28 protein-coding genes are annotated in these 25,428 nt (G+C 51.2%); 12 read left to right on the top strand and 16 right to left on the bottom strand.

Translation table 11 applies throughout. The annotated features are described in order from the left end of the window. Positions 1 to 28: 28 nt before the first annotated feature. Positions 29 to 445, bottom strand: coding sequence for an aminoacyl-tRNA hydrolase (gene arfB / locus NDQ72_14675; GenBank protein WKD27292.1), 417 nt, complete (start codon positions 443 to 445; stop codon positions 29 to 31). 123 nt (positions 446 to 568) lie between these two features. On the opposite strand from arfB, the gene NDQ72_14670 reads away from it, so the two are divergent. The 3 genes from NDQ72_14670 to NDQ72_14660 all read left to right on the top strand — a co-directional run bounded on the left by NDQ72_14670 (position 569) and on the right by NDQ72_14660 (position 2,412). Continuing rightward, the gene (locus NDQ72_14670; protein WKD27291.1) at positions 569 to 1,180 is read left to right on the top strand and encodes a flavin reductase family protein; all 612 of its coding nucleotides are present in this window, start codon (positions 569 to 571) and stop codon (positions 1,178 to 1,180) included. A gap of 143 nt (positions 1,181 to 1,323) precedes the next feature. Continuing rightward, on the top strand, positions 1,324 to 1,893 hold the full coding sequence (locus tag NDQ72_14665; protein ID WKD27290.1) for a DJ-1/PfpI family protein: 570 nt from the start codon (positions 1,324 to 1,326) through the stop codon (positions 1,891 to 1,893). Positions 1,894 to 2,049: 156 nt separating this feature from the next. After that, a complete protein-coding gene (locus NDQ72_14660) occupies positions 2,050 to 2,412 on the top strand; it encodes a ribbon-helix-helix domain-containing protein (protein WKD27289.1) in 363 nt (120 codons plus the stop codon). Positions 2,413 to 2,497: 85 nt separating this feature from the next. Here the strand turns inward: NDQ72_14660 and NDQ72_14655 are convergent, their stop codons facing one another. Then, positions 2,498 to 3,265, bottom strand: a complete 768-nt coding sequence (locus NDQ72_14655) for a DUF1499 domain-containing protein (protein ID WKD27288.1) — start codon at positions 3,263 to 3,265, stop codon at positions 2,498 to 2,500. Between the two features lie 195 nt (positions 3,266 to 3,460). Here NDQ72_14655 and NDQ72_14650 point away from each other — a divergent pair, with 195 nt between their 5' ends. Next, positions 3,461 to 3,811: a hypothetical protein gene (locus tag NDQ72_14650; protein ID WKD27287.1), complete on the top strand. Its 351-nt coding sequence runs from the start codon at positions 3,461 to 3,463 to the stop codon at positions 3,809 to 3,811. A gap of 29 nt (positions 3,812 to 3,840) precedes the next feature. On the opposite strand, the gene NDQ72_14645 is transcribed toward NDQ72_14650, so the two are convergent. Next, positions 3,841 to 4,053, bottom strand: a complete 213-nt coding sequence (locus NDQ72_14645) for a DUF3820 family protein (protein ID WKD27286.1) — start codon at positions 4,051 to 4,053, stop codon at positions 3,841 to 3,843. Positions 4,054 to 4,094: 41 nt separating this feature from the next. Continuing rightward, positions 4,095 to 4,967, bottom strand: a complete 873-nt coding sequence (locus NDQ72_14640; protein ID WKD27285.1) for a LysR substrate-binding domain-containing protein — start codon at positions 4,965 to 4,967, stop codon at positions 4,095 to 4,097. Between the two features lie 182 nt (positions 4,968 to 5,149). On the opposite strand from NDQ72_14640, the gene NDQ72_14635 reads away from it, so the two are divergent. After that, positions 5,150 to 5,575, top strand: a complete 426-nt coding sequence (locus tag NDQ72_14635; protein ID WKD27284.1) for a VOC family protein — start codon at positions 5,150 to 5,152, stop codon at positions 5,573 to 5,575. Between the two features lie 49 nt (positions 5,576 to 5,624). On the opposite strand, the gene NDQ72_14630 is transcribed toward NDQ72_14635, so the two are convergent. Then, the gene (locus tag NDQ72_14630) at positions 5,625 to 6,521 is read right to left on the bottom strand and encodes an AraC family transcriptional regulator (GenBank protein ID WKD27283.1); all 897 of its coding nucleotides are present in this window, start codon (positions 6,519 to 6,521) and stop codon (positions 5,625 to 5,627) included. Between the two features lie 194 nt (positions 6,522 to 6,715). Between NDQ72_14630 and NDQ72_14625 the strand changes: the two genes are divergently transcribed. After that, complete coding sequence (locus NDQ72_14625) at positions 6,716 to 7,777, top strand: NAD(P)-dependent alcohol dehydrogenase (GenBank protein ID WKD27282.1); 1,062 nt, start codon at positions 6,716 to 6,718, stop codon at positions 7,775 to 7,777. Between the two features lie 74 nt (positions 7,778 to 7,851). On the opposite strand, the gene NDQ72_14620 is transcribed toward NDQ72_14625, so the two are convergent. After that, complete coding sequence (locus tag NDQ72_14620) at positions 7,852 to 8,619, bottom strand: methyltransferase domain-containing protein (protein ID WKD27281.1); 768 nt, start codon at positions 8,617 to 8,619, stop codon at positions 7,852 to 7,854. A gap of 168 nt (positions 8,620 to 8,787) precedes the next feature. Here NDQ72_14620 and nfsA point away from each other — a divergent pair, with 168 nt between their 5' ends. Further along, positions 8,788 to 9,519: an oxygen-insensitive NADPH nitroreductase gene (gene nfsA / locus NDQ72_14615; protein WKD27280.1), complete on the top strand. Its 732-nt coding sequence runs from the start codon at positions 8,788 to 8,790 to the stop codon at positions 9,517 to 9,519. Between the two features lie 142 nt (positions 9,520 to 9,661). Further along, positions 9,662 to 10,291, top strand: coding sequence for a hypothetical protein (locus NDQ72_14610; protein WKD27279.1), 630 nt, complete (start codon positions 9,662 to 9,664; stop codon positions 10,289 to 10,291). A gap of 31 nt (positions 10,292 to 10,322) precedes the next feature. Here the strand turns inward: NDQ72_14610 and NDQ72_14605 are convergent, their stop codons facing one another. The 6 genes from NDQ72_14605 to NDQ72_14580 all read right to left on the bottom strand — a co-directional run bounded on the left by NDQ72_14605 (position 10,323) and on the right by NDQ72_14580 (position 17,852). Continuing rightward, positions 10,323 to 11,126 carry a PEP-CTERM/exosortase system-associated acyltransferase gene (locus NDQ72_14605; GenBank protein ID WKD27278.1) on the bottom strand — a complete coding sequence of 268 codons (804 nt, stop codon included), beginning with the start codon at positions 11,124 to 11,126 and terminating at the stop codon, positions 10,323 to 10,325. Positions 11,127 to 11,152: 26 nt separating this feature from the next. Further along, positions 11,153 to 14,023 carry an EAL domain-containing protein gene (locus NDQ72_14600; GenBank protein WKD27277.1) on the bottom strand — a complete coding sequence of 957 codons (2,871 nt, stop codon included), beginning with the start codon at positions 14,021 to 14,023 and terminating at the stop codon, positions 11,153 to 11,155. A 15-nt stretch (positions 14,024 to 14,038) separates the two neighbouring features. Continuing rightward, complete coding sequence (locus tag NDQ72_14595) at positions 14,039 to 15,274, bottom strand: hypothetical protein (protein ID WKD27276.1); 1,236 nt, start codon at positions 15,272 to 15,274, stop codon at positions 14,039 to 14,041. Continuing rightward, positions 15,243 to 15,767 (bottom strand): hypothetical protein, encoded by a 525-nt coding sequence (locus NDQ72_14590; protein WKD27275.1) that lies wholly within the window; start codon positions 15,765 to 15,767, stop codon positions 15,243 to 15,245. The genes NDQ72_14595 and NDQ72_14590 overlap by 32 nt, the downstream gene beginning before the upstream one ends. Positions 15,768 to 16,206: 439 nt before the next feature. Continuing rightward, positions 16,207 to 17,142, bottom strand: coding sequence for a glycerophosphodiester phosphodiesterase (locus NDQ72_14585; GenBank protein WKD27274.1), 936 nt, complete (start codon positions 17,140 to 17,142; stop codon positions 16,207 to 16,209). Positions 17,143 to 17,303: 161 nt separating this feature from the next. After that, complete coding sequence (locus NDQ72_14580; GenBank protein WKD27273.1) at positions 17,304 to 17,852, bottom strand: adenylate kinase; 549 nt, start codon at positions 17,850 to 17,852, stop codon at positions 17,304 to 17,306. 333 nt (positions 17,853 to 18,185) lie between these two features. On the opposite strand from NDQ72_14580, the gene NDQ72_14575 reads away from it, so the two are divergent. After that, positions 18,186 to 18,575: a VOC family protein gene (locus tag NDQ72_14575; protein WKD27272.1), complete on the top strand. Its 390-nt coding sequence runs from the start codon at positions 18,186 to 18,188 to the stop codon at positions 18,573 to 18,575. Positions 18,576 to 18,677: 102 nt separating this feature from the next. Next, a complete protein-coding gene (locus tag NDQ72_14570) occupies positions 18,678 to 19,307 on the top strand; it encodes an SDR family oxidoreductase (GenBank protein WKD27271.1) in 630 nt (209 codons plus the stop codon). 27 nt (positions 19,308 to 19,334) lie between these two features. Here NDQ72_14570 and NDQ72_14565 read toward each other — a convergent pair whose 3' ends face one another. Further along, positions 19,335 to 20,318, bottom strand: coding sequence for an aldo/keto reductase (locus NDQ72_14565; protein ID WKD27270.1), 984 nt, complete (start codon positions 20,316 to 20,318; stop codon positions 19,335 to 19,337). A gap of 58 nt (positions 20,319 to 20,376) precedes the next feature. Here NDQ72_14565 and NDQ72_14560 point away from each other — a divergent pair, with 58 nt between their 5' ends. Continuing rightward, a complete protein-coding gene (locus NDQ72_14560; protein ID WKD27269.1) occupies positions 20,377 to 21,336 on the top strand; it encodes a LysR family transcriptional regulator in 960 nt (319 codons plus the stop codon). A gap of 89 nt (positions 21,337 to 21,425) precedes the next feature. On the opposite strand, the gene NDQ72_14555 is transcribed toward NDQ72_14560, so the two are convergent. The 3 genes from NDQ72_14555 to NDQ72_14545 are packed head-to-tail and all read right to left on the bottom strand — an operon-like array spanning position 21,426 to position 24,360. Then, complete coding sequence (locus NDQ72_14555; protein WKD27268.1) at positions 21,426 to 22,901, bottom strand: sodium:solute symporter family protein; 1,476 nt, start codon at positions 22,899 to 22,901, stop codon at positions 21,426 to 21,428. Continuing rightward, positions 22,894 to 23,118 carry a DUF3311 domain-containing protein gene (locus tag NDQ72_14550; GenBank protein ID WKD27267.1) on the bottom strand — a complete coding sequence of 75 codons (225 nt, stop codon included), beginning with the start codon at positions 23,116 to 23,118 and terminating at the stop codon, positions 22,894 to 22,896. The genes NDQ72_14555 and NDQ72_14550 overlap by 8 nt, the downstream gene beginning before the upstream one ends. Before the next feature lie 48 nt (positions 23,119 to 23,166). Then, positions 23,167 to 24,360: a M20 family metallopeptidase gene (locus tag NDQ72_14545; protein WKD27266.1), complete on the bottom strand. Its 1,194-nt coding sequence runs from the start codon at positions 24,358 to 24,360 to the stop codon at positions 23,167 to 23,169. Between the two features lie 115 nt (positions 24,361 to 24,475). Between NDQ72_14545 and NDQ72_14540 the strand changes: the two genes are divergently transcribed. Further along, positions 24,476 to 25,423 carry a LysR family transcriptional regulator gene (locus NDQ72_14540; GenBank protein WKD27265.1) on the top strand — a complete coding sequence of 316 codons (948 nt, stop codon included), beginning with the start codon at positions 24,476 to 24,478 and terminating at the stop codon, positions 25,421 to 25,423. The last annotated feature ends 5 nt before the right edge of the window (positions 25,424 to 25,428 follow it).

Here is a 25,428-nt window from a genome sequence, read left to right as displayed (position 1 = left end):
AGTGCATAGCATAAATTCAGTTCACGTCTTATGAGAGTGGCACTTTACCACGCAGCGACTTCGTTTTGCCTTTACGCGTTTTGTGGTCCACACGGCGTCGCTGTGAGCCTTTGGTGGGCTTAGTTGGCCGCCGCGTTTTCTGCTGCTTGCCAGCACTTTGAATCAGTGCTTTTAAGCGTGCAAGAGCGTCTTCTTTGTTCAACTCCAGGGTGCGATAGCTTTGCGCTTTGATAATCACCACGCCCTCTTTACTAATACGCTGATCAGACAGCGCCATTAAACGCTCTTTATAAATCGGCGGTAGTGTAGAGCTTTGAATATCGAAACGTAAATGCACCGCAGAGGCGACTTTATTGACGTTTTGGCCACCCGAGCCTTGCGCTCTGATCTGACTAATATCGATTTCCCAGTCCGCTATTGTCACGTTATTTGAGATAGTGAGCATTCAGTTCCTTTATGTCGCGTGTGGCTCGTAAGGCTAGCATACTTAGCGCCGAGGAGCCGATTTGAGACGGATTAAGGCGCGTCGCGTTGGCATGTATTTATAAACACTCCCATAGGAATACCCATGAATTACTTACTAGATGAACAACCTTTGAGTGCTGGTGTTATCTACCGTTTGCTGTCAGGCAGTGTCTGTCCAAGGCCAATTGCATGGGTGTCAACTCAAGATAAGAACGGCAATACAAACCTCGCACCGTTCTCCTTTTTTAACGTAGCCAGCGTTAATCCCCCCATCCTGGCTTTTTCACCGTTGCTCGACGGCAGCGGGCTGCCCAAAGACACGCTGCGCAATTTAACCGAACTAGCCGAATGCGTCGTGCATATAGGCAATGAAACGTTGATAGAAGCGCTCAACACGACCAGCGCGAGTGTTCCTCCCGAGCAAGACGAGTTCTTATTAGCGGGGCTAGAGAAGGCTGAAATGCCGGGAATCAGCGTGCCACGTATTGCAGGTGCCCCGGTCGCCTTTGGTTGCAAGCTGCGCGACTTAATTCGTTTTGGCGATCAGCCATTAGCGGGATCGTTAGTGCTTGCTGAGATTGTCGCTATTCATATTGATGACGCGATATGGGATGGTCGGCATATCAATATGGACGTGCTAAAGCCAGTAGGGCGCTTGGCAGGCAGTGATTATGTAAGCATCAGTGACCGGTTTGCTCTTGAGCGGCCTGCATAATCTAGCTAACCGATGTCATAAGCCTTGTCGTGAGTGGATGTAGTAGTGGCTTACTACCCGCTGCGAAGCTGCACTTGCTACTCTCATTTAACACACCCTTCGTGTGCTCTGTGCCTCGACCAATAACGACAAGGAGAAGTGAGATGAGCAACAAACGAATTTTAATGATTACCGGTGATTTCACTGAAGATTATGAAACGATGGTGCCTTTCCAGGCACTGATGGCGGTTGGCCATCAAGTCGACGCGGTATGTCCCGACAAGGTCGCCGGTGATACCGTGGCAACGGCTATTCACGATTTTGAAGGTGACCAAACGTATACTGAAAAGCCCGGCCATCGTTTCGCTCTGAACGCCGATTTTGCCAAAGTTAACCCGGCTGACTACGACGCCTTGGTGGTTCCTGGTGGCCGCGCACCTGAATACCTGCGCTTAAACCAGGAAGTACTGGCGATGGTGAAGCACTTTTTTGACACTCAGAAGCCGGTCGCTGCTATCTGTCATGGCGCCCAGCTACTGGCTGTCGCTAAGGTGCTTGAAGGCAAGCAGTGTTCTGCTTATCCGGCTTGCCAGCCAGAAGTGGAACTTGCCGGTGGTCACTTCGCAAACCTGGAGGTCACCGATGCAGTGACGGATGGCAACTTGGTAACTGCACCTGCATGGCCCGCACACCCTGCATGGCTTGCCCAGTTTATGGCGCTATTGGATAAGTAGTACTGATAGGCTACCCCTTTCGCGCCCAGCGGTATTGAACTCAATACGGTTGGGCGCGTTGTCTGTTAGCCGCTATGCTAAAAAGCAGAATTTACTCGATAGCAGATCTTGCCTAGTAGCTTAATAGTAGAGTTTGATAGCGGAGAGGGTGTAACGATGTGCAAGCTGTTTATTGATGCTGACCCGGAGCTATGGCGCAGCGCCACACACTCACTGCGCATTGATGGCATGGTGACCAGCGTTCGCATGGAAAACTACTTCTGGCACCTTCTGGAAGAGATGGCTCAACGGGATGGGATGAACACGGCTCAACTGATTACGCGGCTTTATCATGAGTCGATTGATGCTGGCCACGATCTTGGCAATTTCACCTCATTTTTGCGTGTCTGCGCGCTACGTTACCAAGCGCTACAGCTTAGCGGTGATATTCCCAAAAATGTAGAGGTGGCGATTGGCTCGCTAGATGCGCAGCAAATTCTGAGCAGAGAAGCTGCCGCGCGTACTAACCAAATGCACTGAAAGAGACGCACTGAAAGAAATACACTGAAACTGGTTTTCTACTGTTAAATCAGTCGAGAGATGAAATCCGCTTCAGATAAGACCGTTATTCTAACCGCTTACCCAGATTATCCAGGAAGGTTTCGATACGCAGTGCGTTGGTGCCGACATCGCTGGTCCCCAGTCGGGAGGCTGAGCGCATGTCCACCTGCACGCCGTTTTGTTGCTCAGTAAGACGAATGATGACGTCATCTTCAAAGCCAAACCAGCGGGTTGTTGCGGTCGCTTCGATAGTGCTCTCTGTTATCGCGGCGATCTGCCAGCCGGACGCTTCTACTTCTGCCTGAGCTGCTGCTAGAACGGTCGCTTTAGGCGCAGCTACTTGTAAAGGCTGCAGATTAGGATAAGCCATTTGTTGCTGACGCGCGGTGGCTTCTCCAGGGTAATCAACCGCATTAGGCGCCGCCTCGCGGGCGTCTCTTAACGCGACGAAGTCGGGTGGCTTTTGGGTGTCGGTGGTTATGTCATGAATGGCCGGTGCCTGCTGTGCACGCTGCCATTGTTGCCAAGGCATATATAACAAGGCAGCGGTTGCAACAATAACGAAGATAGCCGCTACGCCAGCGCCCATGCGGCGGGTAAAGGCGCTGAAGAGCAGCAGCAAGATGCTGATTGCCACGGCTGCGGTTGCTGCATAGACACCATTGCGCATCAGGCTGAAGGCGTCGCCCAGGCTAATCAACTCCCAGCGATAGGCTGGCCCTGCTCCAGCCATTAGCAGGGCTGATGCTATCAGTGCAATGACACTGAGCCAGGCCAGCAGCGTTGGCCAAACTCCTCCTCTACGCGAACGTGCTGAGCGCTCCTTTGCCATAGATCTTCCCTCATTTTGAATACGATGTTGACTTACTTAGCATAGGTTGCACTAGACCATCTGTCTTCGTTAGACGAATTGGCTAAGACACCCTACTATGCTGCTGTTAGCAGTAACGCAAGTATTCGCTGTGACACAAATGGACGTCAGTTTTTACAACTTGAGCTTTTTACACTTTGAGAGATTAACGCAAGCATGACATTAGCGACTGCATTAGCACCACCCTTGCGAGAGTTACTGGCGACGACCCCGAGCAGTGCTTTACCGATAACCTATCAGCAAGCGGCGAATGCGCTAGGCCTTTCGCCACCTAAGACTATTCAACGTATCGCACAGGCACTTGAACAGCTAATGAAAGAAGACGCCGCTGCAGGAAAGCCTTTTATTGCAACGCTTGTGATTAGCCGGAGTGGCAAAGGGCTTCCAGCGGCAGGCTTTTTTGAGCTTGCCGTGGAATTAGGACGTTTTCCTGCAGCGCCATCCCAGCAAGAAGCGTTTTACTATGCCGAACGTGGGCAAGCCATTAACGAATGGTGTCGTTCTTAGTTTTGAAAAGAAATCAGTTTTGAGAAAATTCAGTTTTTGCGCAGCGGGTTGAGCAAGTCGCTCAAACCATTGTGGTCAATTTCATGCATTAAATGCAGGAGTTGACCAATTTCTCCTTTTGGAAACCCTTCCCGAGCAAACCAGTTCAAATAGGGACCAGGCAAATCGGCAATAAGCCAGCCTTCGTATTTGCCAAAGGGCATGGTACGCGTTACCAGCTTCTCAAGGTCTTCGGGGTTCATGGGCTATATCTCCTTATCAATGGCAGCTGCACGTTGGCAGTTTAGAGTTGCTGTGATGATTCAGCTAGAAGCTGGGCAAACGCACGGGCAGGTTCGCTTAGATGGCCAACAGCGCGATGCACTAACCCAATATCTCGATGAAACGTATGCTCTTCTAACGAGATGGCTCGAACTGTTTGGGGCCAGCGTTTTAGCGCTATTGGCTGCGGTACTAAAGCAACGCCCACGGCGTTACCCACCAGCTTCACAATGGCTTCAAGCTCGTCCAGCTCACACAGGTCGCGAACTTGGCAGTGGTTGTCCCTTAAAAAGCGGCCTACTTGGCGTCCACCGAAAGAAGCGCGGTCGTAGCGAACAAAAGGGGAGTGGGTTAGCAGCTCCCGCCAGCAATCACCAGGTAACTCCTGCGGGACAAGCAAGCGAAACGGCTCGTGGGCAATGGGCGTCCAACGCAGATCGCTATGCAGCGAAAAAGGCGGCCGAATAATAACAGCCATATCCAGCTCGCCCGCATCTACCTGGTTCATTAAGTCCATGGAAAGACCTGGCACGATGCGGGTGCGACACTCGGAAAACTGCTGATGAAAGCGCGCTACAATATCTGGCAACACAGTACGCTGGATAGAGGCAATGGCACCAATAGTGACACGGCTGCCAAGCCCTTGGCCTAATGGTGAAACGCCTAGCGTGGCGTATAACCCGAGTAGAGTTTGGGCCTGAAGTAACGTCTCTTCGCCCCGCTGGGTAAGCACCGCAGTTCGGCCGCTGCGTTCAAATAGCGCAATGCCCAGGGCCTCTTCCAGACGCTTCATTTGAGCACTTACCGCGGCTTGGGTGAGGCCAACCTGGAGGCCTGCCGCCGCAAAAGTACCGTGCTGTGCCACGGCTACTAGCGTTTTAAGTTCTCGTATCATTCGTTGTTTCTGTCATAAGAACTGTCATAAGAAAATTCATAAAAAATATTTGTGAATGGGTCAAAAAACAATTGATTTTATTTTTGCATAGCGCGATCTAGGATGGCTACACAGTGGCCGTGTAATGCGGCTGACCATTGCAAATAACGCAACGAATAAATGCGCTGCAACAGGAGATAACCATGAGTCTTTCCCCTTTCCATCTCGCCATCCCTGTTTACGATGTCGCCCTAGCCAGAGCATTCTATAACGACGTATTTGGCCTGGAAGAAGGGCGCTCTAGCGATCACTGGGTCGACTTTAATTTCTTCGGCCATCAGTTGGTGATTCACGAACATCCGAAAACACCCGGCCAGCAGAGTGCTCACACTAACCCGGTCGATGGCCATAATGTACCGGTGCCGCACTTTGGCGTGATTTTGGAATGGGATGAGTGGGAAGCCTTAGCCGAGCGCTTGAAAGCGCGGCATACCGATTTCGTGATTGCGCCATACGTTCGCTTTAAAGGCGAAGTAGGGGAGCAAGCCACTATGTTCTTACTCGATCCCTGTGGTAATGCCTTGGAGTTTAAAGCGTTTAAAGATCAGGGTCAGATTTTTGCCAAGTAAACCTGTCCTGAAAAATATCCAAGCGAGGTGGGGGAGGTCGTGGGTATGGTTAAGCACGTAGGGCCTGTTCCTGGCGCCTATGCTGCAGCGGTGATGCGCCAAAGTAGCGCTTATAGTCTCTGCTAAATTGAGGCACGCTGCGATAACCGACCGCTTGTGCCGCTTGGTTCACATTGTGGCTATCTTGCAACAACAGTTGCTGCGCCTTAAGTAGGCGCAGTCTTTTTAAATACTGTGCGGGTGACGAACGTGTAATCTGCTTAAAGTGCTGGTGAAACGTCGATATGCTCATATTGGCCTGCTGGGCTAACTGGTCGACGGTAAAGTCCTCAGCAAAATGGGCATGCAACTGCGATAGTACCTGCACAATACGTGAATAGTGACCGTGACCTTTAACCAGTGCGCGTAAGGCGCGGCCTTGCTCGCCTTTTAACGCTTCAAACACCACCTCTCGTATCCTAGCTTCGCCCATGGCAATGCACTCGACTTCGTCGTGTAATGCATTTGCCAAGCGCAACACCGCGGCTTGCATGCCGTCATTCATCGCCACTGACGCCATCGGCTTAGGAGCCAGGTGTGAATGGCTCATATCGCCCATAGCGGTGACCATCTCACTCAGTAACGCTGGGTCTAGCTTCACCGATATACCTAGCAAAGGTGCTTCCGGCGAGCCGTGAGTTTCACACTCAAAGGGTAGCGGCAGGGTTTGTACAAGATAGTGGCCAGGATTGTAATGAATCTCACGATCGCCTAAATAGCCTATTTTGCGGCCTTGGGCGATGATGATAAGACTAGGTTCGTACATCAACGGGGTTCGTTCTTGACGCCGCCCAAGGCAAAGTAGCCCCACTCTGGGCAACCGAGACACGCTTAGCCCATCCCCCGTTACTAGCGGTGAGATCAAATCAGCGAGTGCGTTGCCGACGAGTTCGGTGTTGGCCACCATAGAAACTCCTAATCTGAGTGCATATTAGAGCTAAACGACAATTATGATGTTTTTTTGAGGTTTTTTGTTATTTTGTTGCGTTCTGATGGAGAAATGAGCAAAAAATACGTAGCTTCGTTCATCGCTATCTGGTGCTTAGCAGCGAATAATGGAAACACTTTCTCGTTTTGCAGAATACTTGTTAAGGAGTTTCCATGAGCCAAGCAAAATCTTATGCTGCCTTTTCTGCTGATAAACCACTCGCGCCATTCACCTTTGATCGACGTGAGCCCCGTCCAGATGATGTTGCCATTGAAATCCTTTACTGTGGTGTTTGTCACAGTGACCTACACTTTGCCCGAGATGACTGGGGCATGAGTCAATACCCTGTGGTACCTGGCCATGAGATTGTCGGCCGTGTAACCGCTGTTGGTGATGACGTGACACGTTTTAAGGCGGGTGATTTAGTCGGCGTAGGTTGCATGGTCGACTCTTGCCGCACATGTTCTGCTTGTAAAGATGGCGTGGAACAATACTGCCTGGAAGGGTTTACGATGACCTACGGCGGCCCTGACCGCCAAGACGGCACGCTAACCCAAGGCGGCTATTCAGATGCCATCGTGGTGAGCGAGCATTTTGTGCTGCAAATGCCAGAGGGCATTGATCTAGCCTCCGCGGCACCTATTCTCTGTGCGGGAATTACGACGTATTCACCGCTCAAACATCATGGCGTTGGTAAAGGTCACAAAGTAGGCGTGATAGGCATGGGCGGCCTCGGTCATATGGGCGTGAAATTGGCCAAAGCACTGGGTGCGGAAGTCACCGTCTTTACTCGCTCGGATGCCAAGGTAGCAGAAGCAAAGCGCAATGGTGCGGATCACGTAGTGGTATCCAGTGACCAAGCGCAAATGGAGGCTGTCGCAGAAACGTTCGATTTCATGCTGGATACCGTTCCTGTTCAGCACGACCTAAACCCCTATCTTACTTCTCTGAAATATAACGGTACGCATATTATTGTTGGCCTGTTAGAACCGATTGAGCCTGCTATTGAAGCATTCAATTTGGTGTTTAAGCGTCGCGTGGTAGCTGGTTCGCTGATTGGTGGTATCGCTGAAACGGAAGAGCTGCTCAAGCTTTGTGCAGAGCAGAACATCACTTGCGATATTGAGATGCTGGATATTAACAACATCAATGAGGGCTTTGAGCGTATGGAGAAAGGTGACGTACGCTATCGCTTTGTGATTGATATGGCAACGCTGAAAGATACTGCTGCGTAGCGAGTTGTTATCAATAACCCCACCGTTGACTAACGGTGGGGTTTTCGCGTGAGAACCACTGGGCGTCGAGGCTATCACACGTGGGCAGAGACCCGCAGTCTGACGTAGTCGGCGGTCCAGTTGCCTTGCCCATCACTTAGACTGTGAGAGAGCAGGTTAATCGTATTATCAATAATGGCTACCTGCAGGTCCTCATCTAATCCGTGCAAAAACGGGCTTGCAAAGGTTTCGAGCCAGCCAGCAATACCCGTGGGTAGTGGTGTGGGGCGAGGGATTAGCTCGATAGAATCGACATGAAAACCCGTCGTTTGAAGTAGGTTTGTGTACTCTTCCGGGGTGGGAAAGTACCAAGGATGACGGCCACGTGAGCTAATACCGCGAAACTGCAGCGAGGCAATAAGCGCAGTACAAATAGCGGCCACGTTGCCATGCCCCCCAAACTCTGCAACAAAACGTCCGCCGGGTTTTAGTGCGCGTTTTACGCCGGCCAATACCGTTTGCGGGTCCAGCATCCAGTGCAACGCCGCGTTGCTGAAGACCGCATCAAATTCTTGGTCAAAGGGTAACTGGTGCCCATCGACAACCCGAGCAGTGACTCCGCGCTGTTGGGCGGCGGCGACCATCTCTGCGGAGGCATCGACACCCAGCACATCGGCACCTAATTGCATAATACGCTCGGTGAGCGCGCCATCACCACAGCCAAGGTCCAGGATGCGCTGTCCGGGCTGTGGCGCTAAAAGCTTCATTACATCGCTTCCCAACGTGGGAACAAAATTTGCGTGTTCCGCGTAGTGGCTGGCGTTCCATTCCTGCCCTTGCGGTGTGAGAGGGGTGTTAGACATTATCGGCTTCCTAGCGGCGTTATTTATCTTAGGGGGGACCCAATGGCTTCATTTAGTATAGCTTGCTATCAATAGCATGCGTTAAGCCTGAATTCAGGAGTAAACGCATGGAACCAGGGCACTTTAGTTGTCATATCCGTTATATCAAGTATTAAGAGGCGAGACGAAATGAATGATGTTATCAAACTGCTTCAATCCCACCGCTCTATCCGCAAGTTTACCGATCAGAAGATTTCGCGTGGGCTGCTGTTAGAGCTCATCAAAGCGGGCCAGGCCGCAGCCACATCAAGCCATGTGCAGGCCTACACCATTATTAATGTCACAGACTCAGCGAATCGCGAAAAAATCGCTGAATACGCCGGTGGTCAAGGCTATGTCGCAAGTAGCGCGGTTTTTTTAGTGTTTTGTGCGGATATGAAGCGCCCGACAGAGGCGTCTGAACGGACAGGTGCCAACGTTGAACGAGGTATGACAGAACAGCTATTGGTCGCCACCGTTGATACTGCTCTAGTGGCACAAAACGTTGCAGTGGCCGCTGAGTCTGAAGGGCTTGGAATTTGTTATATCGGTGGTATACGCAATAATCCTCAGGCGATCAGCGAACTTTTGCATTTGCCTGACCATGTTTATCCGGTGTTTGGTATGTGCCTTGGCTATCCGGCCCATGACCCTGAGGTTAAGCCGCGTCTACCGGTAGAGGCTATTCTCAAGGAAGATACTTACCGTGAAGATACTGAGCAAGTCGAAGCGTTTGACAGCACTATGCAGGCTTACTACCAAACACGCAGCACGGGTAACAAAACGACTGACTGGTCGCATAATCTAACGCCGCTCTTCGATTCAAAACTGCGTCCCCACATGCGTGACTTTTTAGTTAAGCGTGGTTTTGAAATGAAGTAACGAACGAGCTGAGCGTGAAGCAGCTCATCACCGTGTGGTAAGGCGTTTAAAAGAGCAGGTTTCTTGCGCTGCACGATAATTGCGTTCATCTATACTGGTTGCATGCCAAAAGTAGTGCCGATAACAATAAAAGGAGCTATTGATGAATCTTCAGCGCGCTTATTACCTGCTAGCAGCTTTTTACAGCCTGTTTCCACTTATCGGGCTAATGGCCATTTTCTCAGGCGGGGGAACACCGTTTGCTGTGGCTCACCTCGCGTTGGGAGTGCTCGCCGTGATAGGGCTGTGGGGCTACGTACTCAAACGTGGGTTTATGAACCCCCGTATGTGGCGGCCCTTAGCCATGGTGCTGGCAGTCATGGCAGTAGGTCAGATGCTGGTGATCTTCATCCTTCCCGTTTCCAGCATTGCACTTACGTGGATGCTAACAAGCAGTATCTTCTCCGTAATGCTGGTCATAGTGCTGTTTCACTATGGAAAACGTGATCAGCCACTATGGGCAACGCCTGTAGAGGCAGATGCTGCAAAGCAGCTTGCAAAAATGCTTGATAGCGCTTCGCCTTTATCTGCTGTTCATTACGAAGGTGAACAAGAAAATAGCGTTAACGTTACTAAAATAGGCAGTCAATATCATGCCAAAGTGACGCGGCGTGGCAAAAACGGGCAAGAGACATTTGAACGCTACTTTCAGTATCCTGAAACACTGGTGTTTTTTCTAGAAAAATTCGCCAGCATTTCAGTTCATGATTTTCGGCAAACGGCGCTTTCTTAAATCGTTGAACGAGCCGGATTTTAAAAATGCGTTAAGAGATAAATGTGTGAGCGATCTGAGGCTTTAATGTTTTTACGATATATTCGTATAACGGGATCAGTCGCTCGCTCATCTCTTGTTTCGCCACATGATAGTCGATGTAGTAAGCATGGCGAGTACCGTGATACACAATCGGCTCACTCACTTTGGTAAACTTAAAACCTGATATCGCCAATAAACGGGGAAGGCGAGGTTCCATCATTGCAAAAACATGTCGGCGATTAGTTAAACCAACGATAGAGTAGGTGCATAAAAAAAGGCCCAGGGCGACGAGTGAAAATGTCTTTGCCTCATCTTGTGAAAATAAAACGACTTCTTTACCTGCTATTTCTTCTGGGGTGCTGGATTTTCGCGTTCTGAAATTTTTAGAAATGGCTAACCGTGATACTTCACACGTTTCAAGGGTCGGTAGCTTAAACGGCGTTAATGTAGGATGGTTTAGTAACTGCTTCCCTTGGTTTTGAACAGGCAAATGATCAGGAGGATTAGTGTTACTGGAAAAGGGCATGACTAATCGTACGCACCCTGCAAGAATGCCACTACGTTTGTGTTCTATAAGACAATGAATCGAGTAATTATCGTACTCATCGGACTCATACAAACGTGCCTCATCTTCATGCATCTCATAGTTGAACTCTTTTAAGAAAACATCATGCCGTAGCCGAAAGGCGCGCCGTTTTTGGTCGTCGGTGTTAGCAATAAAAAAATGATATTCGTCGATAAATTTGTCAATCATTCCCTTATGATTACTTTTATCGTCAAACTCACTCTCTTGGGTGGTTTTCCCTGCTAGCATCTGTTGCTTCCTTCTGAGTGCGGCACTTACCAAAGTCGAATTTTTTCAGGTTTCCCTAGATGATAGCCCTGTCCATACTGAATGCCATATGAAAGAAGAACAGGTATCAGTGCTTCTTGATCTACAAATTCAGCAATAGTCTGCTTACCGAAGCCTCTTGCTATATCGGCAATCGCTTTGACAAGCGTGTGGCTATCCGTATCGATAAGTAAGCTGCGAATAAAAGAGCCATCGATTTTAATATAGTCCACAGGGAGCTGACTAAGATAGTGAAAGCTGCTAAATCCAATCCCAAAGTCATCGAGTGCTGTTCGGCAACCTAAATCCCTTACGGTTTGCAGCACGTTGCGCGCTGTTGAGAAGTCTGTGATAGCAGCGGTCTCTGTTACTTCTAAAATGAGATGATGGGGATCAGCGCCACTGGTTTTTAATTGATCTGCCAGAAACTGTTTTAAACCTAAATCATGTAAAGACTGGCCTGATAAATTTACAGCCAACGACAAGCCCTCTTTTTGTAGCGTTGCCAGTGCTGCTAAGCTATGGCGCAGCACCCAACGGTCAACTTGAACAATTAAACCGCTTTGTTCAGCAACAGGTATAAACTGTGCCGGAGAGACCAAGCTACCATCGTCATTGCGCATACGTAGCAATACTTCGTAATGCTTAATATCGCGGTCCTTCAGCCGCACAATGGGCTGCGCCCACAGTTCAAACTCGTCGTTTTCTAGTGCCTTGTGCAGCCGCTCTACCCAATAGACACGTTCTTGAAGCTCATCTTTAGCATTTTCCGCCTGCTTGAGAAGGTACCAATGCTGATTGCCACTCTCTTTTGCTTTATACATGGCCATATCGGCGCTAGCTAACAGGTCAGCCGGTGTCTGCCCATTAACGGGGAACAGCGCGATCCCAATGCTGGCGGAAACATGATGCTTTCTTTCTATGGCTGAAAAGCTAAGGCCGTCCAACAGCTGAGCAATGTACTCAGCCACGTTAATTGCTTGTTCACTGCTAATATCTTCCAGCAGCAGGGCAAATTCATCACCACCGAGGCGGGCAATAATGCTTCGCTGACTGAGATTTAAAAAAAGCGTATCAGCAACTTCGCGTAATAGACGGTCGCCTACATGGTGGCCACTGAGTTCATTGATCTCTTTAAACTGGTCTAAGTCTAGTAGTAAAACAGCGCCTTTGGCTTGATTAGCGATAGTGCGCTGCAAGGCATCTTGGAAATAGCGACGATTATAGAGTTCCGTTAATGGATCGTGTTCCGCCAGCCATGTTAAACGTGCCTCAGCAGCTTTACGTTCGGTAATGTCTAGCCCAACGGATATCTTAGAGGCATCGTGGTTGTTACTGTTGGCCAAAGAAGCGTGGTACCAAACGACAGTAAAAGAGCGTCTATCCTGAGTTTGAAATGTCTTTTCTTCCTGGTTGAAAGCACTGAGGTGAGTCACGGTGCTGCCATTAGCATTACTTTCGCTGTCGGCTTCATCCACATTGTTGCTAGGCAATGCCAAGTGAGCATTTTTATCAAAGATGTCAGAGAAATGGCGCCCAATGATATCGGCGTCTTTTAGCCCTAACCTTTCTAGTGTGTAGCCATTAATCAGTTGGATACGCCCTGCACTATTTTGAACAACAATAAAGACCTGTGCAGTGTCGAGTAGGCTATTAACAAAATCACGCTCTTTGGCTAGCTCATCAACGCGTTCGGCTAGCTGTCCGCTATGTTCTTGGACACTCTGTTCCAGTGCTTCTAGCTGATGGGAAAGCTCACGGGTTGAATCTTCCAGCCTATCAATTTCATTAGAAAAATGCCGCCGAGGCAATGGTAGTTTATCTCTTACTCGACGAAACTCACCGTTTGCCAGCGCAGGCAGTAGGCCCGCGACTCGCCGTAGCCGATCCATTGGACCCAATAGGATAATCAACAGTAATAGCTCGGCAGCTAACCAGCCAACTAAGCCCACCACAAGTAGTGTCTTCGTTGCTGTACGAATAGCGGCGATCTGAGCAGTGATATCTGAAATAAGTAGGAAATACCCAGTGCTGCGCCAGTCGGCGTCTTCCTCCATATACACGGCACTTAATTCAAAATATCGGTTCATGTATTCAAGGCTGAAAGGCATGTGAACCAATTGATTCAGAAAGACGTCTTGAGATGCTCGTTGAAGTACAGAGAACGTCTGGTCACGGTTTGTAAGCGCTAGAATATGGCCGTTCCAATCTTCCAGTAGAAGCGCCTCGGCGGGAGGAGAGCCAGTAATGCGCCCTGTCACCATCAGCGCTATTTCGCTATTGGAGACTTCTTTCGCTTGTCGCGTAACATCGGCAAGTGAGCGCGATAGCACTACCATGCCGATGCTAGCGCCTTCCATAAGAACAGGAACCGCAGCAAACTGCTGGCATGTCATGGCGCAGCGTAGTGTGGTAATGGGTGACTCTGTGGTTAGTACACTACTTATCCAGCCTTGAATGGGCAGATCAATCAGCGGGTCGTTGGTGCCTGAGTAACCAACTCTTGTTCCTTGGGTATTAAAAACAAAGATTTCATCAATCCCCGCTTCTAATTGCAGAGAAGGCCACTGTGCTCTGAGCACATCAGCTAGCTCGTCCTGGTTATTCTCTTGTAGCGCGCTTCCAAGCTCCGGCGCCGCAGCGGTTAAGCCCGCTAACTGGCGTAAGTTATCCGATGAGCGTTGCATCGCTAAGCTTATCTCGCGCTGCTGCCGCTCATGGCTTTCCATCCGACTACTTTCTAACTGTTGAGTGAGCTGGTGTTGGCCTAACCATATAAAGAGTGCCACAAGCGCTAGCAGTAATAGACTGCTCAGCGCGATAACACGCCAAGTCAAACTAAGCCGGTAACGCGCTTTAGGGGACGAACGTGTGGTCATCTCTGCGTATCCCGATCAAAAGCGCAGTGAAAGCTGGAAGAGCAGCATATTCCAATGTCGGCTTGTTTCAGACGCATCCGCGTCTTTATGTAAGGGTAGCCAACCAGTGCCATCCACATGATGATATTCACCTGCCAACATTAGGTTGGGTCTGGGTGTCCACTGAACGCCAAAGGTAATGTCATCAGCAAATTGAGAATGGGCAGGGCCCAAACCACTTTGTTCGTAGCGAGCACCTGAACGGTCACTTCGGTCGTTTACCAAACGATCAAAGCGAATTAACCACTGCCAGTCATTGTCCATACGACGCGTATATTGCACATACCAGCTTTCACCGGTTTTTTTCTGGTCAATGGCGGGATTAAAACCATCTAGTTCAATTGTTCTCAGCGCATACTCAGAGGTTAAGCTCCACAGCTCGTCATTGTATTGTAATGAAAATACCCAAGGCTGAAACTGAAAGCTGCCATTAGTTAGTGGAGGTTGAGCATTTTCATAGTCAGCGTTAGCACTAGCGGTGCTGAGTGCCATTAGAAAGTGTCCACCGTTGTCTTCATAGCGAATTTGGCCAATCGCAGAAGAGCCCGCGCGTAACGATCCTGGAAAACGCTTCAGCCCAAGTGCTTGATCGACATCGTCTTCTATGCGGGTTTTACCGACGCCTGCTTGAAAGCGAAAAACGCCTGACTGGGTTCGCTCTTCGTGATAAATACTGGCGCCATCGCCAGCCATTCCCAACGAGCGAGTTCGATCAAAATAGATTGATTGTGGCAATAAGATGCTGGGGCGCGTGAAGGCGACGTCACGCGTTTGGTTATAAATGCCGAAGGGGTTTTTAAATCTACCTACCTGAAGGCCAAGCGTACGCTGCTGGTTGGAGACCATCTGATAATCCACCACGCCATAATCTAGCGTTGGGATGGCATCGCTAGTTTCACCGCCGGCGCGACGGCTAAGCACCTGAGCGGCCACCAGCACATTGCGGTGAGGGCGGATAGAGGCGTTAACACCTATTTCGGTATACTCCAGGCTTCCTGCATTCTCACTGCTGTTACCGAAGAAATCGTTATCGTCGGTGATGATAAGCGCCTGGCTCAGGAAACCATGTACTTGCAGAGTGTCGAGCACGTTTTCGTTTGCCCAGGCGGACGAGCAGACGGGCAGTGCTAGCAAACTTGTGAGTACGGCTACAGTGGGCCTACGGATAACGGAAAAATGTTCATTCCATTGAAATAACTTGGACACTTTCATCCAGATACTCCCTTTCAAGATATCCCAGCGCACCAGGAGTATTCGCAATCTTCTCGCGCATTTCGAGCTGATCAGCAACGCGATTAGGCGCTTGCCCCATGCCAGAAAACACCATGCGATCCCATGCCAGTTGTAGCTGATGTGGGTAAACGGCGAGCTGCTCTTTGGTGAAACGCGCATGTACAGGATCTCGGTTTGGCAGCACAAACACCTGTACGGCATCGCCGTCAGGCCATGTACGTTGCCGCATGGCAAATATCGCCCGCGTTGTGTCACGGTTTAGCCATTGCGTGGCTACCGCTGGGTGCGCTACTAGAAGTATGGCTGCGTCTTGATCAACGGATTGTGCATGGGTTTGTCCAGCCAAAAGAAAAGCCAGCACCAACCCAGTAAGGCCCCGTGTGATTTGTTGGCAAGCGATACGTATCAAGTAAAGAGACGGCATAGCGCGAGTCTTTTCCATCGCCTGCTGAACGCCAAGTCCATGCAGCATACCATTCGTGCTAGCACGCTATATGTGTGTGAAATGATGACGCTTACTCCTCTTCAGTCTCTAGAGGCAAATTTTTGTTTTATAAATATTTTGTGTGATGACAGATAAACTTTTGAACCTCGGCTCGGCAACGGTAAGTCGAAACGGCACAGTTTTTAAACCCTACATCAATTTTGTTGATCTTACCTACATCACAATCAACGAAACGATCTGCGACGAAAGTATGGTTCGTCTGGAAATATCGCATCGCAAGGTTGATTGACGATGACACACGAGAGCAGTGCTTGAAGCGCTAAATACATGCGTTCAATGGAGCTACTTCTCGATAGTTAAGCTGTTGCTAATTGCTATTAAGCTTGAGAAAGGGTACCCGGATTCACCCCGATCAACTTAAACGCCCGACCAAAGCCGAGCGTAAAAGTGACGAGCCAATGCAGGGTTAGTCCGCGAGTTCAAGAAGCCGATCAGCGTAATCGGTAAACAAACCGTTGACGCCCCAGTCCTGTAAACGCTTCATCTCATCAGTTTCATTGATGGTGTAAACGTGAACAGGAAGGCCGTTCTCTTGAGCTTGGCGAATAAAATTAGCATCAATAACGTCTTCGCCGTTATACGTCACATTCGTGCCGATACCTGCCGCGTACTCTTTAATAGCCTGAAAGTCTTCGTCAGTGATGTCTGCTGGCGCTGGAGTAACACCTGTCCACTCCACTAAACGATCATTATCTTCCTCACTGGGCGAGTACCACACCAACTGGATGAGGGGGATATGTTCATTAAGCTCATGTACTTTGAGTAGGCTACCCTGCTCAAACGATTGCACCAGCACCCGACCATTTTCAATCATTTCGTGATCTTCAAGTGCCTCAACCAAGGCTTCTTCTAAACCAGGGTTCAATAGAGGGGACTTGGTTTCAATGTAGTAACGAGCATCGTGACCAAAGCGCTCAAATAGCTCTTCCAGTGTGAGTATTTGCGCTCCTTTAAAGGCCGTATCTGCCTTATCGACATTGGCGTCGTTGAACCAGGTACCGATATCAAGAGCCTTTAGCTCTTCTAGCGTGTAATCATGAATATTGCCTTCGCCGTCACTGGTGCGATCGATGGCATCATCATGGAATACCACTAACTCACCATCGGAGGTGAGCTGAACGTCCAGTTCCAGGTAATCAGCTCCCCACTCATGGGCCAGTTCATAGGCTGCCATGGTGCTTTCCGGCGCATGTCCGCTGGCACCGCGGTGAGCGATTACCTGAAACGACTCCAGATCCTTTAGCTGCTGCTCTAGTGGCGTTGCCTCTGCGAGTGCAGTGGACGTAGCAGCACCAGCAAAAAGACCCAGTGACACGGCAGTAATCAGCGGATGACGTTGCATAGAAATTCCTTAGTTGAACAGTTGTTCAATTATCCTACAGGTCTCCTCACGCAAATGCCAAACGGTGTACATCTTCCAAGGGGGCCTTGGCAGCCGATTAGCGCAGCTATTCGGCTTACTAAAGGAAATACACGTGGGGTAAGCATTAGAAGCTACATAGTTTAGACAGAGGCATTATGATGGAGGTTATCCACTAGCACCTGCGCTTCTCTACGCGAGGTTAAACGCACAAACTGGATATGGGCATAGCGTGGATCAATCATATCGGCGAAGTAACGTTTGCGGTTTTGATGCCATGTTTTAAGCGACCAGAGTAATACTGAATTAAGGCTTAAAAAAGTTTGGCGAAAGCTTTCGCGGTTTCCTGTACCGGGCCAGATCTCTTCTCTGCTAATAATACGCTTTATGGCTCGTGAGCAGGCTTGGCTGAAGACACGCCAGAAGGGGAAGTCGATCCACACCACCATATCGACATCGCGCCACTTAATTGGCCGCGTGCGATCAAAGTTGCCATCCAATACCCACCCTTTGGTGGGGGCCGACAGTGCTTCCTCCAGCTTGGTGAAAAAGACATCGTCGGGTGTGCCTTCCCAGTTAGCGCACCAAAACAGCTGGTCAAGCTGAATGTGAGTGGTGTTCAGCGCTACTGAGAGCTGTTTAGCCAGTGTGCTTTTGCCACTACCACTAGTGCCGACCACATTGATTTTCATGGGGGTATCTCCTGGGCGGCGCAGTAGTTTAAAGAGTGTTCTAAACACGGGCAAGTGCACTTAAGAAAAGAAACTAAAAGGCTCACAGTGAGTTACCAACGCCTGGGAACTGCTAAGCTTCTTTTCAGGATGCCGTTAATGATCAAACAGCCTGAACGAGTAGCCGCCATTAGCGCCAAGGATGAGAAATTTGGTTTGGAGAGCCAGAAGAGTGACTTTGCGATGTGCGAGTAGGGAAAGGGGACTGCTTATCTTCTCACTGATAGCCCAGCGATCGGCGGCTATCTGAGCTGAGTAGATAAACAAGGAGATAGACGATAAGAGGTAGCCACAATGATTGCTTATACAATGGTAGGAACGCATAACCTGGAGCGTGCACTTCGCTTTTATGCGCCGTTGTTTAACAGTATGGGGCTGGATGTGTGCTGGCAAGACGATGCCTGCGTTTCTTTCGGCGACCCAGATGATGTCAATGTGCCAAGGTTCTTTGTTGGTTTTCCCTTTAATGGTTATCCCGCTAGCGTTGGCAACGGCACCATGACAGCGTTTCAATTTGCTGATCCTAAAGAAGTCGATACGCTCTATCAATTAGCGATGCAGAACGGAGGCAGCGATGAAGGTCCGCCAGGTTACCGCCCTCAGTATGGTGAAGGCTTTTTCGCTGCCTACGTACGAGATCCAGACGGCAACAAGCTGGCGTTCGTCGTCTATCCTCATCGGTAGATGCTAAGTCAACGCAGCGTCAACAAATAGCTCCTCTGTAAAGGTTGAATTACACAAAAACGCCTGCAACTAAAGGTTAGCAGCCATTCAAAAGGAGCAATGATGACGACGCTAGTAATCGGTGCAAACGGGCAGATTGGTAAACAGTTTTGTGAACTGGCGCAGCAGTCGGGTATGCCTATTAAAGCGATGATCCGCAGCGAAGAGCAGGCAGAGTGGTTTAACGAACGTGGTATAGATAGCGTGGTGGCCGATTTAGAAGGCGAATTCGATCACGCCTTTGAAGGTTGCGACCAAGTCATCTTTACCGCGGGGTCCGGCCCTCATACCGGGCCGGATAAAACGCTGATGATTGATCTTTTTGGTGCCATTCGTACCGCCGATGTCGCCAGTCAAAAGGGGCTCTCGCGCTATATTATGGTCAGTGCCATGCGAGCGGAAAACCCGCTTGAGGCGCCGGAAAAGCTGCGCCCTTATATGGCTGCTAAGTTCTCAGCCGATGCATATTTACGTAACAGCGATATCCCCCATGTGATTCTCAAACCGGGGCGCCTGACCGACGAAACAGCCAGCCGCCAGTTTGCTAGCTCAATGGATGAGGCGGGTGATAATCAAATCTCCCGGGCTAACGTCGCCCATGCATTGCTACGCGTGGTGCAAACTCCCAGCATTACTAACCAGGAATACCTGCTGCTGGATGGAGAGCGCTCGATTGATGAGATTATTCAGTAGTAGCGCCAGCACTCAAGTCGTAACAGGTTAGGCATTAACCCCTTTCATGCCTTCCGGCGTGTAGCGCTCACCGATCACCGGAATGCGTGCGGTGGCTGCTTCCAACTGACGTTGCTCATCAGGGGTAAGGGTAATCGACGTTGCTGCTGCATTCTCTTCAAGGTAGCGCAGCCGCTTAGTCCCTGGAATTGGCACGATGTTGGGGCCTTTAGACAGTAGCCAGGCGAGCGATAGCTGTGCAGGTGTGCAGCCTTTGTTGGCGGCCACCTCACCAATCACGTCGGCGATTCGGCGGTTGGTGCTCATGGCCTGATCTGAAAAGCGCGGCAAGTTAGGGCGAAAATCGCCTTCCTCGAAATCCGCAGTATCCTGAAATCTACCCGTCAAGAATCCCCGGCCTAGTGGCGAGTAGGGCACAAAGCCGATGCCTAGCTCGTTACAAGTGGGGAGCACCGCCTGCTCTACGTCGCGTGTCCAAAGCGAATACTCGGTTTGGACGGCAGTAATCGGGTGCACTGAATGGGCGCGGCGCAAGGTGTCAGCGCTGACCTCGCACAGGCCGATATGGGCAATTTTTCCCTCTTTGACTAGCTGGGTGAGGCCTTCCATGGTCTCTTCAATAGGCGCATCCGGGGTAACGCGATGGACGTAGTAGAGATCGATTTGCTCGACCCCTAACCGCCGCAGCGATGCCTCGCAGGCCTTGCGCGCATACTCGGCGCTGTTGTCCAGGCGTCGTTGATACTCACCGGGGTTGCGCACAATGCCAAACTTAGTTGCGATACGCACTTGCGGCTTATGCTTAGCGAGGAAGCGGCCAATCAGCTCTTCGTTATGGTGCGGTCCGTACATATCTGCCGTATCAAAAAAATCGATGCCCAGTTCCACTGCCTGCGCCAATACGCGTAGTGATTCACTGTCATCCCGTGGGCCGTAGAATTCACTCATTCCCATGCAGCCCAGGCCAATAGCGGAAATAGAAAGGTCGGTGCCAAGTGTACGTTGTTGCATGCTGTCTCTCCGTAAACCGTTCTTGAGTAGCGGAGTGGCAGCGTGGCACTATCCTATAATGAAAAAAATGAACGAATTCGATAAGCCATTTTCCGGTTTTGAAAAACAGATGCCCCGTGGGTGGGTGTGGGATGACACTCGCGCTTTTTTGGCTGTGGCTCGTCACGGCACGCTGAGTGGTGCCGCAGCGGAACTCCATTTGGGCATTGCGACGCTCTCTCGACGTATTGAACGGCTGGAAAAAGCGCTGAAACTACCGCTATTTGTGCGCCAACAGTCGGGCTACCAACTGACCGAGGAAGGCGCAGGGCTGGTCGAGAAAGCTGAAGCACTGGAAGCGGCTGCGGTGGCATTTACCACCGATGTGTCCCGCCACTCACAACTGAGTGGTAGAGTGCGTTTGGCTACCGCAGAGAATTTGGCAACGGCATTGATTCTACCTGCGCTTGCGCAATTTCGTCGTCAGTATCCTGGCATTACGCTTGAGCTGGTGACGGATATCTCTACTGTCAATCTACACCGTCGTGATGCCGATCTAGCCCTCAGAATGGTCAAACCCGAACGCGGTAATGTCACCCTGCGCCGCTTGGGTTCCTTAGGCTATGGGCTTTATGCTAGCTCAGCCTATGCGGCGCAGCGTAAGACGACTCTTGACGCTGGCGGCTACGACATGGATGCCTTTATCACCTGGGGGGAGACGCAAGCGCACCTGCCTGCAGCACAGTGGGTCGAGCGCGTTCTACAAGGGCGAGAACCCGCGTTAACCACTACCTCTGTGGCGACCCAAATCGCGGCAGCTAAAGCTGGGCTAGGGATAGCAGTATTACCGCATTTTTTGGCTCAGGAAGCTGGATTAGTCTGTATTGCTGCTGATCTTGGCGTGGACCAGCCTATTTACCTAGTCATCCAAACAGACCTGACACAATCACGCCGAACCCGTGCTGTGGCCGATTTTCTTATTGATCTGGTCGCCAGTAACCACACTCGCTTGGCATGGGCTGAGAAGCGGGGGGTATGACTCTAATTGATGCCATCAACGCCCTCTCCGTAGCCAGGACCTCGGTAGCCAGGATTCCCGTAGCCAGGAGAGGGCGTTAAAGCCAAGCGTCAGCCTTTGGAACTGAGAGCCTGGGCCGGTGAGTACGATGATGAACTGTGTGTCACGAGACTCACGCTGATGAACACGGCGGTATTGACGACTAGACCACAGAAGCCAGCGTGCCAGCCGAATGGAGTGCTGACTCCAAACTGGAACAATAGGGTTAGGGCCGCGCCTATTGCTAGACCTGCAAAGGCGCCAGTGCGTGAGGCTCGCCGCCAAAATAGTGCACCAAGCAGCATTGGTAGCAACTGCACCACGATGCCATAGGCGCCTAGTAACAGGCCAACCAATGAGCCAGGATTGGCTAGGGCTAGCAGATAGGCCGCTAAGGAGATCACCACCACACCGTAACGAGTCAGTTTGAGTGCCTTGTCATCAGATATACCACGCAGCACGGGCAGGTGCTGACCCACGTCTCTTACCAGGATAGTGGCGGAGGTATGGGCCAAGTTGGCAGCCGTAGACATTGCCGCGGCTAGCGCGCCGGAGAGTGCTATACCGATCAGCCACGCTGGGAAGTCAGCTAGCTCGACCACTAACGTCAACAACACGCGATCGGCGGAGTCGAGTGGGCTATCTTCCAGTAGTAAAACTCCAGCGAAGCCGATAATCAGCAATGGCACCAGCAGATAGCTATAAAGTGGGTAGAGCACGAACACCTGTTTGAGGGTTCGCTCACTGCGCGCACTATAAAACTTCATGAAAATGTGCGGCCACATTACGCAACCTAGGGCACTAACCAGGATTGCTGTGGAGAAGGCGCCCCAGCCCATGCCGCCAGCACCGGGCATGGTTAGGTATTCCGGCGCTTCGCGCTGCAGCTCGCGGAACATCTCGCCAACTCCGCCGAAGAACTGGTCGGCCGTTGCTAAGCCTAGGAACCACGCGACGCCCACCATCATCACGCCCTGAAGCAGGTTGGTCCAGCCGATGCCTTGTAAGCCGCTCGCGTAGACATAGGCCGCCACCACGCCACAGGCTAGTAAGCTGCCGAGCCAGAACGGAATGGTGCCTGAGGTTGCCGCCTCGAAGAGCAGCCCTGCACCAGCGATCTGAATGGTTAGGTAGGGGATCATCGCCAGTACGCTGACCACACCGATGAACAACCCCAGCAGATTACCCCGAGTTGGATAACAGGCGGAGAGGAACTCTGCCTGGGTCAGGAAGCCATGGCGGCGGCCAAGCCGCGAAATATATGGAGCGATTAACCACCATACAATCACAGCGAGCGCTAGGTAGGCGATGATATAGAGTGCCGGTGCTCCCTTGCTGTAGGCCCAGCCAGGGGCTCCAAGAAAGGCGAAAGCAGAGAATATCTCCGCTCCAAGAATGAAAAACAGCACCAGTAGCCCCATGTGGCGCCCACCAGCGACGTAGCCTTCCAGAGAAGAGCTCTGGTTATGTCTTGCTCGCAGGCCTACCGCCAGAACGATCAGTAGATAGGCTAGGGTGATGGTAGTGATCAGCAGTGAATCACTCATCGTTCACCTCCTGCGCGGCATCGTGACGATAGGCAATCACTAGCCCCACAAATAGGGCAAAGACCCAAGCGACGTACCAGAACATGAAGAAGGGCAAGCCAATCACCATCGGTTCGATGCGGTTGGCCACTAATGCGCCAGGCCAGATCATCGCCAGCGCACAGATAGTGAAGTAAATCAGCAATCCCCTAGGGGGAAGCGAGGGCCGGGATTTCATATGCATACCTCGTTATTGTGGTGTTATCGGTAGTAGAGCAGGCCTCGTTCAGGCGGCGGCGAGTGCGCCGAGGCCGATTGCCACCAGCAGTTGGCAACCAGTGGGAATAATGTCGTCGTTAAAGTCGTAACGAGCGTTGTGTAGTGGCGCGGTGGCCTCATCCTTGGCTGTACCGAGGAAGAAGTAGGCTCCTGGGCAACGCTGCAGCATGAAGGAGAAATCTTCGCCGCCAAGGCTAGGGTCGACGTCGCGCACTAGAGCTGCTTCGCCGAGTGTTTGCACAACACAGGATTCCACGTGGCGGGTTTCCGCCTCGCTATTGACCGTCGCTGGGAATATGCGCTGATAGTCGACCTCAATTTCGCCGCCATGGGCAATGGCCACCCCTTCACAAACACGGCGAACAGCATGCTCAATATGATTCTGAGTGTCGGCATCAAGGCTTCGTGCTGTACCGCTGATGCGTACTTCATCGGGAATAATAGCGAAGCCGTCAATGTCGCCCCCCTGCAATCCACATAGGCTGAGAGCCGCGGGGGAGAGAGGGTTAATATCACGTGCGACCACGGAGTGTAGATTTTGAATCAGGGCGCCCGCCATACGCACAGGATCTGTCGATAGGTGAGGATTGACGCCTCCATGGCCCCCTTTTCCGCGTACGCGGATATCGAGCCGATCGGTGGCTGCCATGATTGCTCCTGAGCGGACGGCCACTTGGCCAGCAGGCAGAGAAGGCCAGTTGTGCAGGGCGTAGATTGCCTGCATAGGAAAGCGCTCGAATAAACCCTCCTCGACCATTGCGCGGCCACCACCTAAGCCTTCTTCTGCGGGCTGAAAGATCAGGTGAATAGTGCCAGCGAAGTTGCGGTGTTCAGCCAGATAGCGGGCCACGCCAAGCAGTAGGGTCGTGTGACCATCATGGCCGCAGGCATGCATTCGGCCGGGTACTTCGGATGTGTGGTTGTGCTCGCTAAGCTCCTGGATCGGCAGGGCGTCCATGTCGGCGCGCAGACCAATCTGGCGTCCATTGTCGGGCTGATCACCGAGGATAGTCGCAACGATACCGGTTTTGCCGATACCAGTTTCAAAGGTCAAACCGAGACGTTCTAGTTCTTCAGCGATGCGCTTAGCCGTGGCATGTTCCTGAAACCCTAGCTCTGGGTGACGATGCAACTCGTGCCGCATCTGGGTCAGTTCGGCGTGATGGCGCTCGAAGAAATTTGGGTTGATGAATTCTGTCATAGTTGATTCGCATAGTTGTTGGATGGGCCAATTCATCTTGGTTGTTTCGGTGGCATAGAGAAAATAGTTTTTTTATTAGCTTTCCATGCTTATATTGGATGGAAAGAGCCACGGCGTGTCATTCAATGGGAATGAGATGGACTTCAAACGCTTAAAATATTTTCAGACCGTCGTAGAGGAGGGAGCTATCTCCTCAGCAGCACGACGGATACCACTTGCTCAGCCAGCCCTATCGCGTCAATTGCTGCTGCTTGAAGATGAGGTCGGTACCACGTTGCTGACTCGTTCACGGCATGGCGTTCGCCTGACCGCCGCAGGCGAATCGTTCTACCGTGATACCCGGCGTTTACTTGGCGAATTCGAACAGGCCAAACGCAATGCACGACGCATCGCCGACGGTCAATTCGGTGAGTTGCGTCTAGGGGTGACGGTGATGCATTTATGGGTACCGCAGATAATCGGTTTGCTCAACCGTTTCCGCGAGCAATATCCCGAGGTCACGCTGAAGGTGGAGTCGCTGCTTTCGGGGCCTCAGGTCGATGCAATTCGCCGAGGGAGGCTGGATGCTGGCATGTTGTTCTTCCCTCCGGAAGACGATGACAGCCTCTGTAGCCATTGTTTGTATGAAGATCATCTAGTATTGGTTACCAGTGCCACCTCACGCCTAGCGCGCCACCCGCCGCGATACCTAGCCGAACTCAATGACGAGAATTTTATCTGGTTTGACCGCAGCGCCACCCCGGTCTATCACGACAAGCTGATTCACTCTTTTCAGCGAGCGGGGTTCACGCCTCATGTGGTGCAGGAGGGAACTGACAACGCTACTATGTTGTGTTTGGTGGCTGCTGGCATGGGCTGCAGTATTTTACCGGCCATGACCATGGCTGGGGCACCAGAAGGCGTGGTAAGCCATCGTTTGGAGGATCTCAAGCTGGCTTTGCCTCTGATGCTTGTGTGGCGAAGGGATTCAGGGTTGTCGGCGGTACGCCGGCTGATCGAAATTGCCGAAACAGAATCTTTGGCGAACGGTGTAGACGCATCCTTGATTGTTCAGAAGGGATGAAGAGT

The sequence above is a fragment of the Halomonas sp. KG2 genome (genome assembly GCA_030440445.1).
Lineage (GTDB): Bacteria > Pseudomonadota > Gammaproteobacteria > Pseudomonadales > Halomonadaceae > Vreelandella.
This window is presented reverse-complemented; position numbering and strand designations above follow the sequence as displayed.

Bases quoted from the DNA above. Each gene is read 5' to 3' on its own strand.
- arfB (WKD27292.1), bottom strand. From the start codon at position 445: ATGCTCACTATCTCAAATAACGTGACAATAGCGGACTGGGAAATCGAT.
- NDQ72_14670 (WKD27291.1), top strand. From the start codon at position 569: ATGAATTACTTACTAGATGAACAACCTTTGAGTGCTGGTGTTATCTAC.
- NDQ72_14665 (WKD27290.1), top strand. From the start codon at position 1,324: ATGAGCAACAAACGAATTTTAATGATTACCGGTGATTTCACTGAAGAT.
- NDQ72_14660 (WKD27289.1), top strand. From the start codon at position 2,050: ATGTGCAAGCTGTTTATTGATGCTGACCCGGAGCTATGGCGCAGCGCC.
- NDQ72_14655 (WKD27288.1), bottom strand. From the start codon at position 3,265: ATGGCAAAGGAGCGCTCAGCACGTTCGCGTAGAGGAGGAGTTTGGCCA.
- NDQ72_14650 (WKD27287.1), top strand. From the start codon at position 3,461: ATGACATTAGCGACTGCATTAGCACCACCCTTGCGAGAGTTACTGGCG.
- NDQ72_14645 (WKD27286.1), bottom strand. From the start codon at position 4,053: ATGAACCCCGAAGACCTTGAGAAGCTGGTAACGCGTACCATGCCCTTT.
- NDQ72_14640 (WKD27285.1), bottom strand. From the start codon at position 4,967: ATGATACGAGAACTTAAAACGCTAGTAGCCGTGGCACAGCACGGTACT.
- NDQ72_14635 (WKD27284.1), top strand. From the start codon at position 5,150: ATGAGTCTTTCCCCTTTCCATCTCGCCATCCCTGTTTACGATGTCGCC.
- NDQ72_14630 (WKD27283.1), bottom strand. From the start codon at position 6,521: ATGGTGGCCAACACCGAACTCGTCGGCAACGCACTCGCTGATTTGATC.
- NDQ72_14625 (WKD27282.1), top strand. From the start codon at position 6,716: ATGAGCCAAGCAAAATCTTATGCTGCCTTTTCTGCTGATAAACCACTC.
- NDQ72_14620 (WKD27281.1), bottom strand. From the start codon at position 8,619: ATGTCTAACACCCCTCTCACACCGCAAGGGCAGGAATGGAACGCCAGC.
- nfsA (WKD27280.1), top strand. From the start codon at position 8,788: ATGAATGATGTTATCAAACTGCTTCAATCCCACCGCTCTATCCGCAAG.
- NDQ72_14610 (WKD27279.1), top strand. From the start codon at position 9,662: ATGAATCTTCAGCGCGCTTATTACCTGCTAGCAGCTTTTTACAGCCTG.
- NDQ72_14605 (WKD27278.1), bottom strand. From the start codon at position 11,126: ATGCTAGCAGGGAAAACCACCCAAGAGAGTGAGTTTGACGATAAAAGT.
- NDQ72_14600 (WKD27277.1), bottom strand. From the start codon at position 14,023: ATGACCACACGTTCGTCCCCTAAAGCGCGTTACCGGCTTAGTTTGACT.
- NDQ72_14595 (WKD27276.1), bottom strand. From the start codon at position 15,274: ATGAAAGTGTCCAAGTTATTTCAATGGAATGAACATTTTTCCGTTATC.
- NDQ72_14590 (WKD27275.1), bottom strand. From the start codon at position 15,767: ATGCTGCATGGACTTGGCGTTCAGCAGGCGATGGAAAAGACTCGCGCT.
- NDQ72_14585 (WKD27274.1), bottom strand. From the start codon at position 17,142: ATGCAACGTCATCCGCTGATTACTGCCGTGTCACTGGGTCTTTTTGCT.
- NDQ72_14580 (WKD27273.1), bottom strand. From the start codon at position 17,852: ATGAAAATCAATGTGGTCGGCACTAGTGGTAGTGGCAAAAGCACACTG.
- NDQ72_14575 (WKD27272.1), top strand. From the start codon at position 18,186: ATGATTGCTTATACAATGGTAGGAACGCATAACCTGGAGCGTGCACTT.
- NDQ72_14570 (WKD27271.1), top strand. From the start codon at position 18,678: ATGACGACGCTAGTAATCGGTGCAAACGGGCAGATTGGTAAACAGTTT.
- NDQ72_14565 (WKD27270.1), bottom strand. From the start codon at position 20,318: ATGCAACAACGTACACTTGGCACCGACCTTTCTATTTCCGCTATTGGC.
- NDQ72_14560 (WKD27269.1), top strand. From the start codon at position 20,377: ATGAAAAAAATGAACGAATTCGATAAGCCATTTTCCGGTTTTGAAAAA.
- NDQ72_14555 (WKD27268.1), bottom strand. From the start codon at position 22,901: ATGAGTGATTCACTGCTGATCACTACCATCACCCTAGCCTATCTACTG.
- NDQ72_14550 (WKD27267.1), bottom strand. From the start codon at position 23,118: ATGAAATCCCGGCCCTCGCTTCCCCCTAGGGGATTGCTGATTTACTTC.
- NDQ72_14545 (WKD27266.1), bottom strand. From the start codon at position 24,360: ATGACAGAATTCATCAACCCAAATTTCTTCGAGCGCCATCACGCCGAA.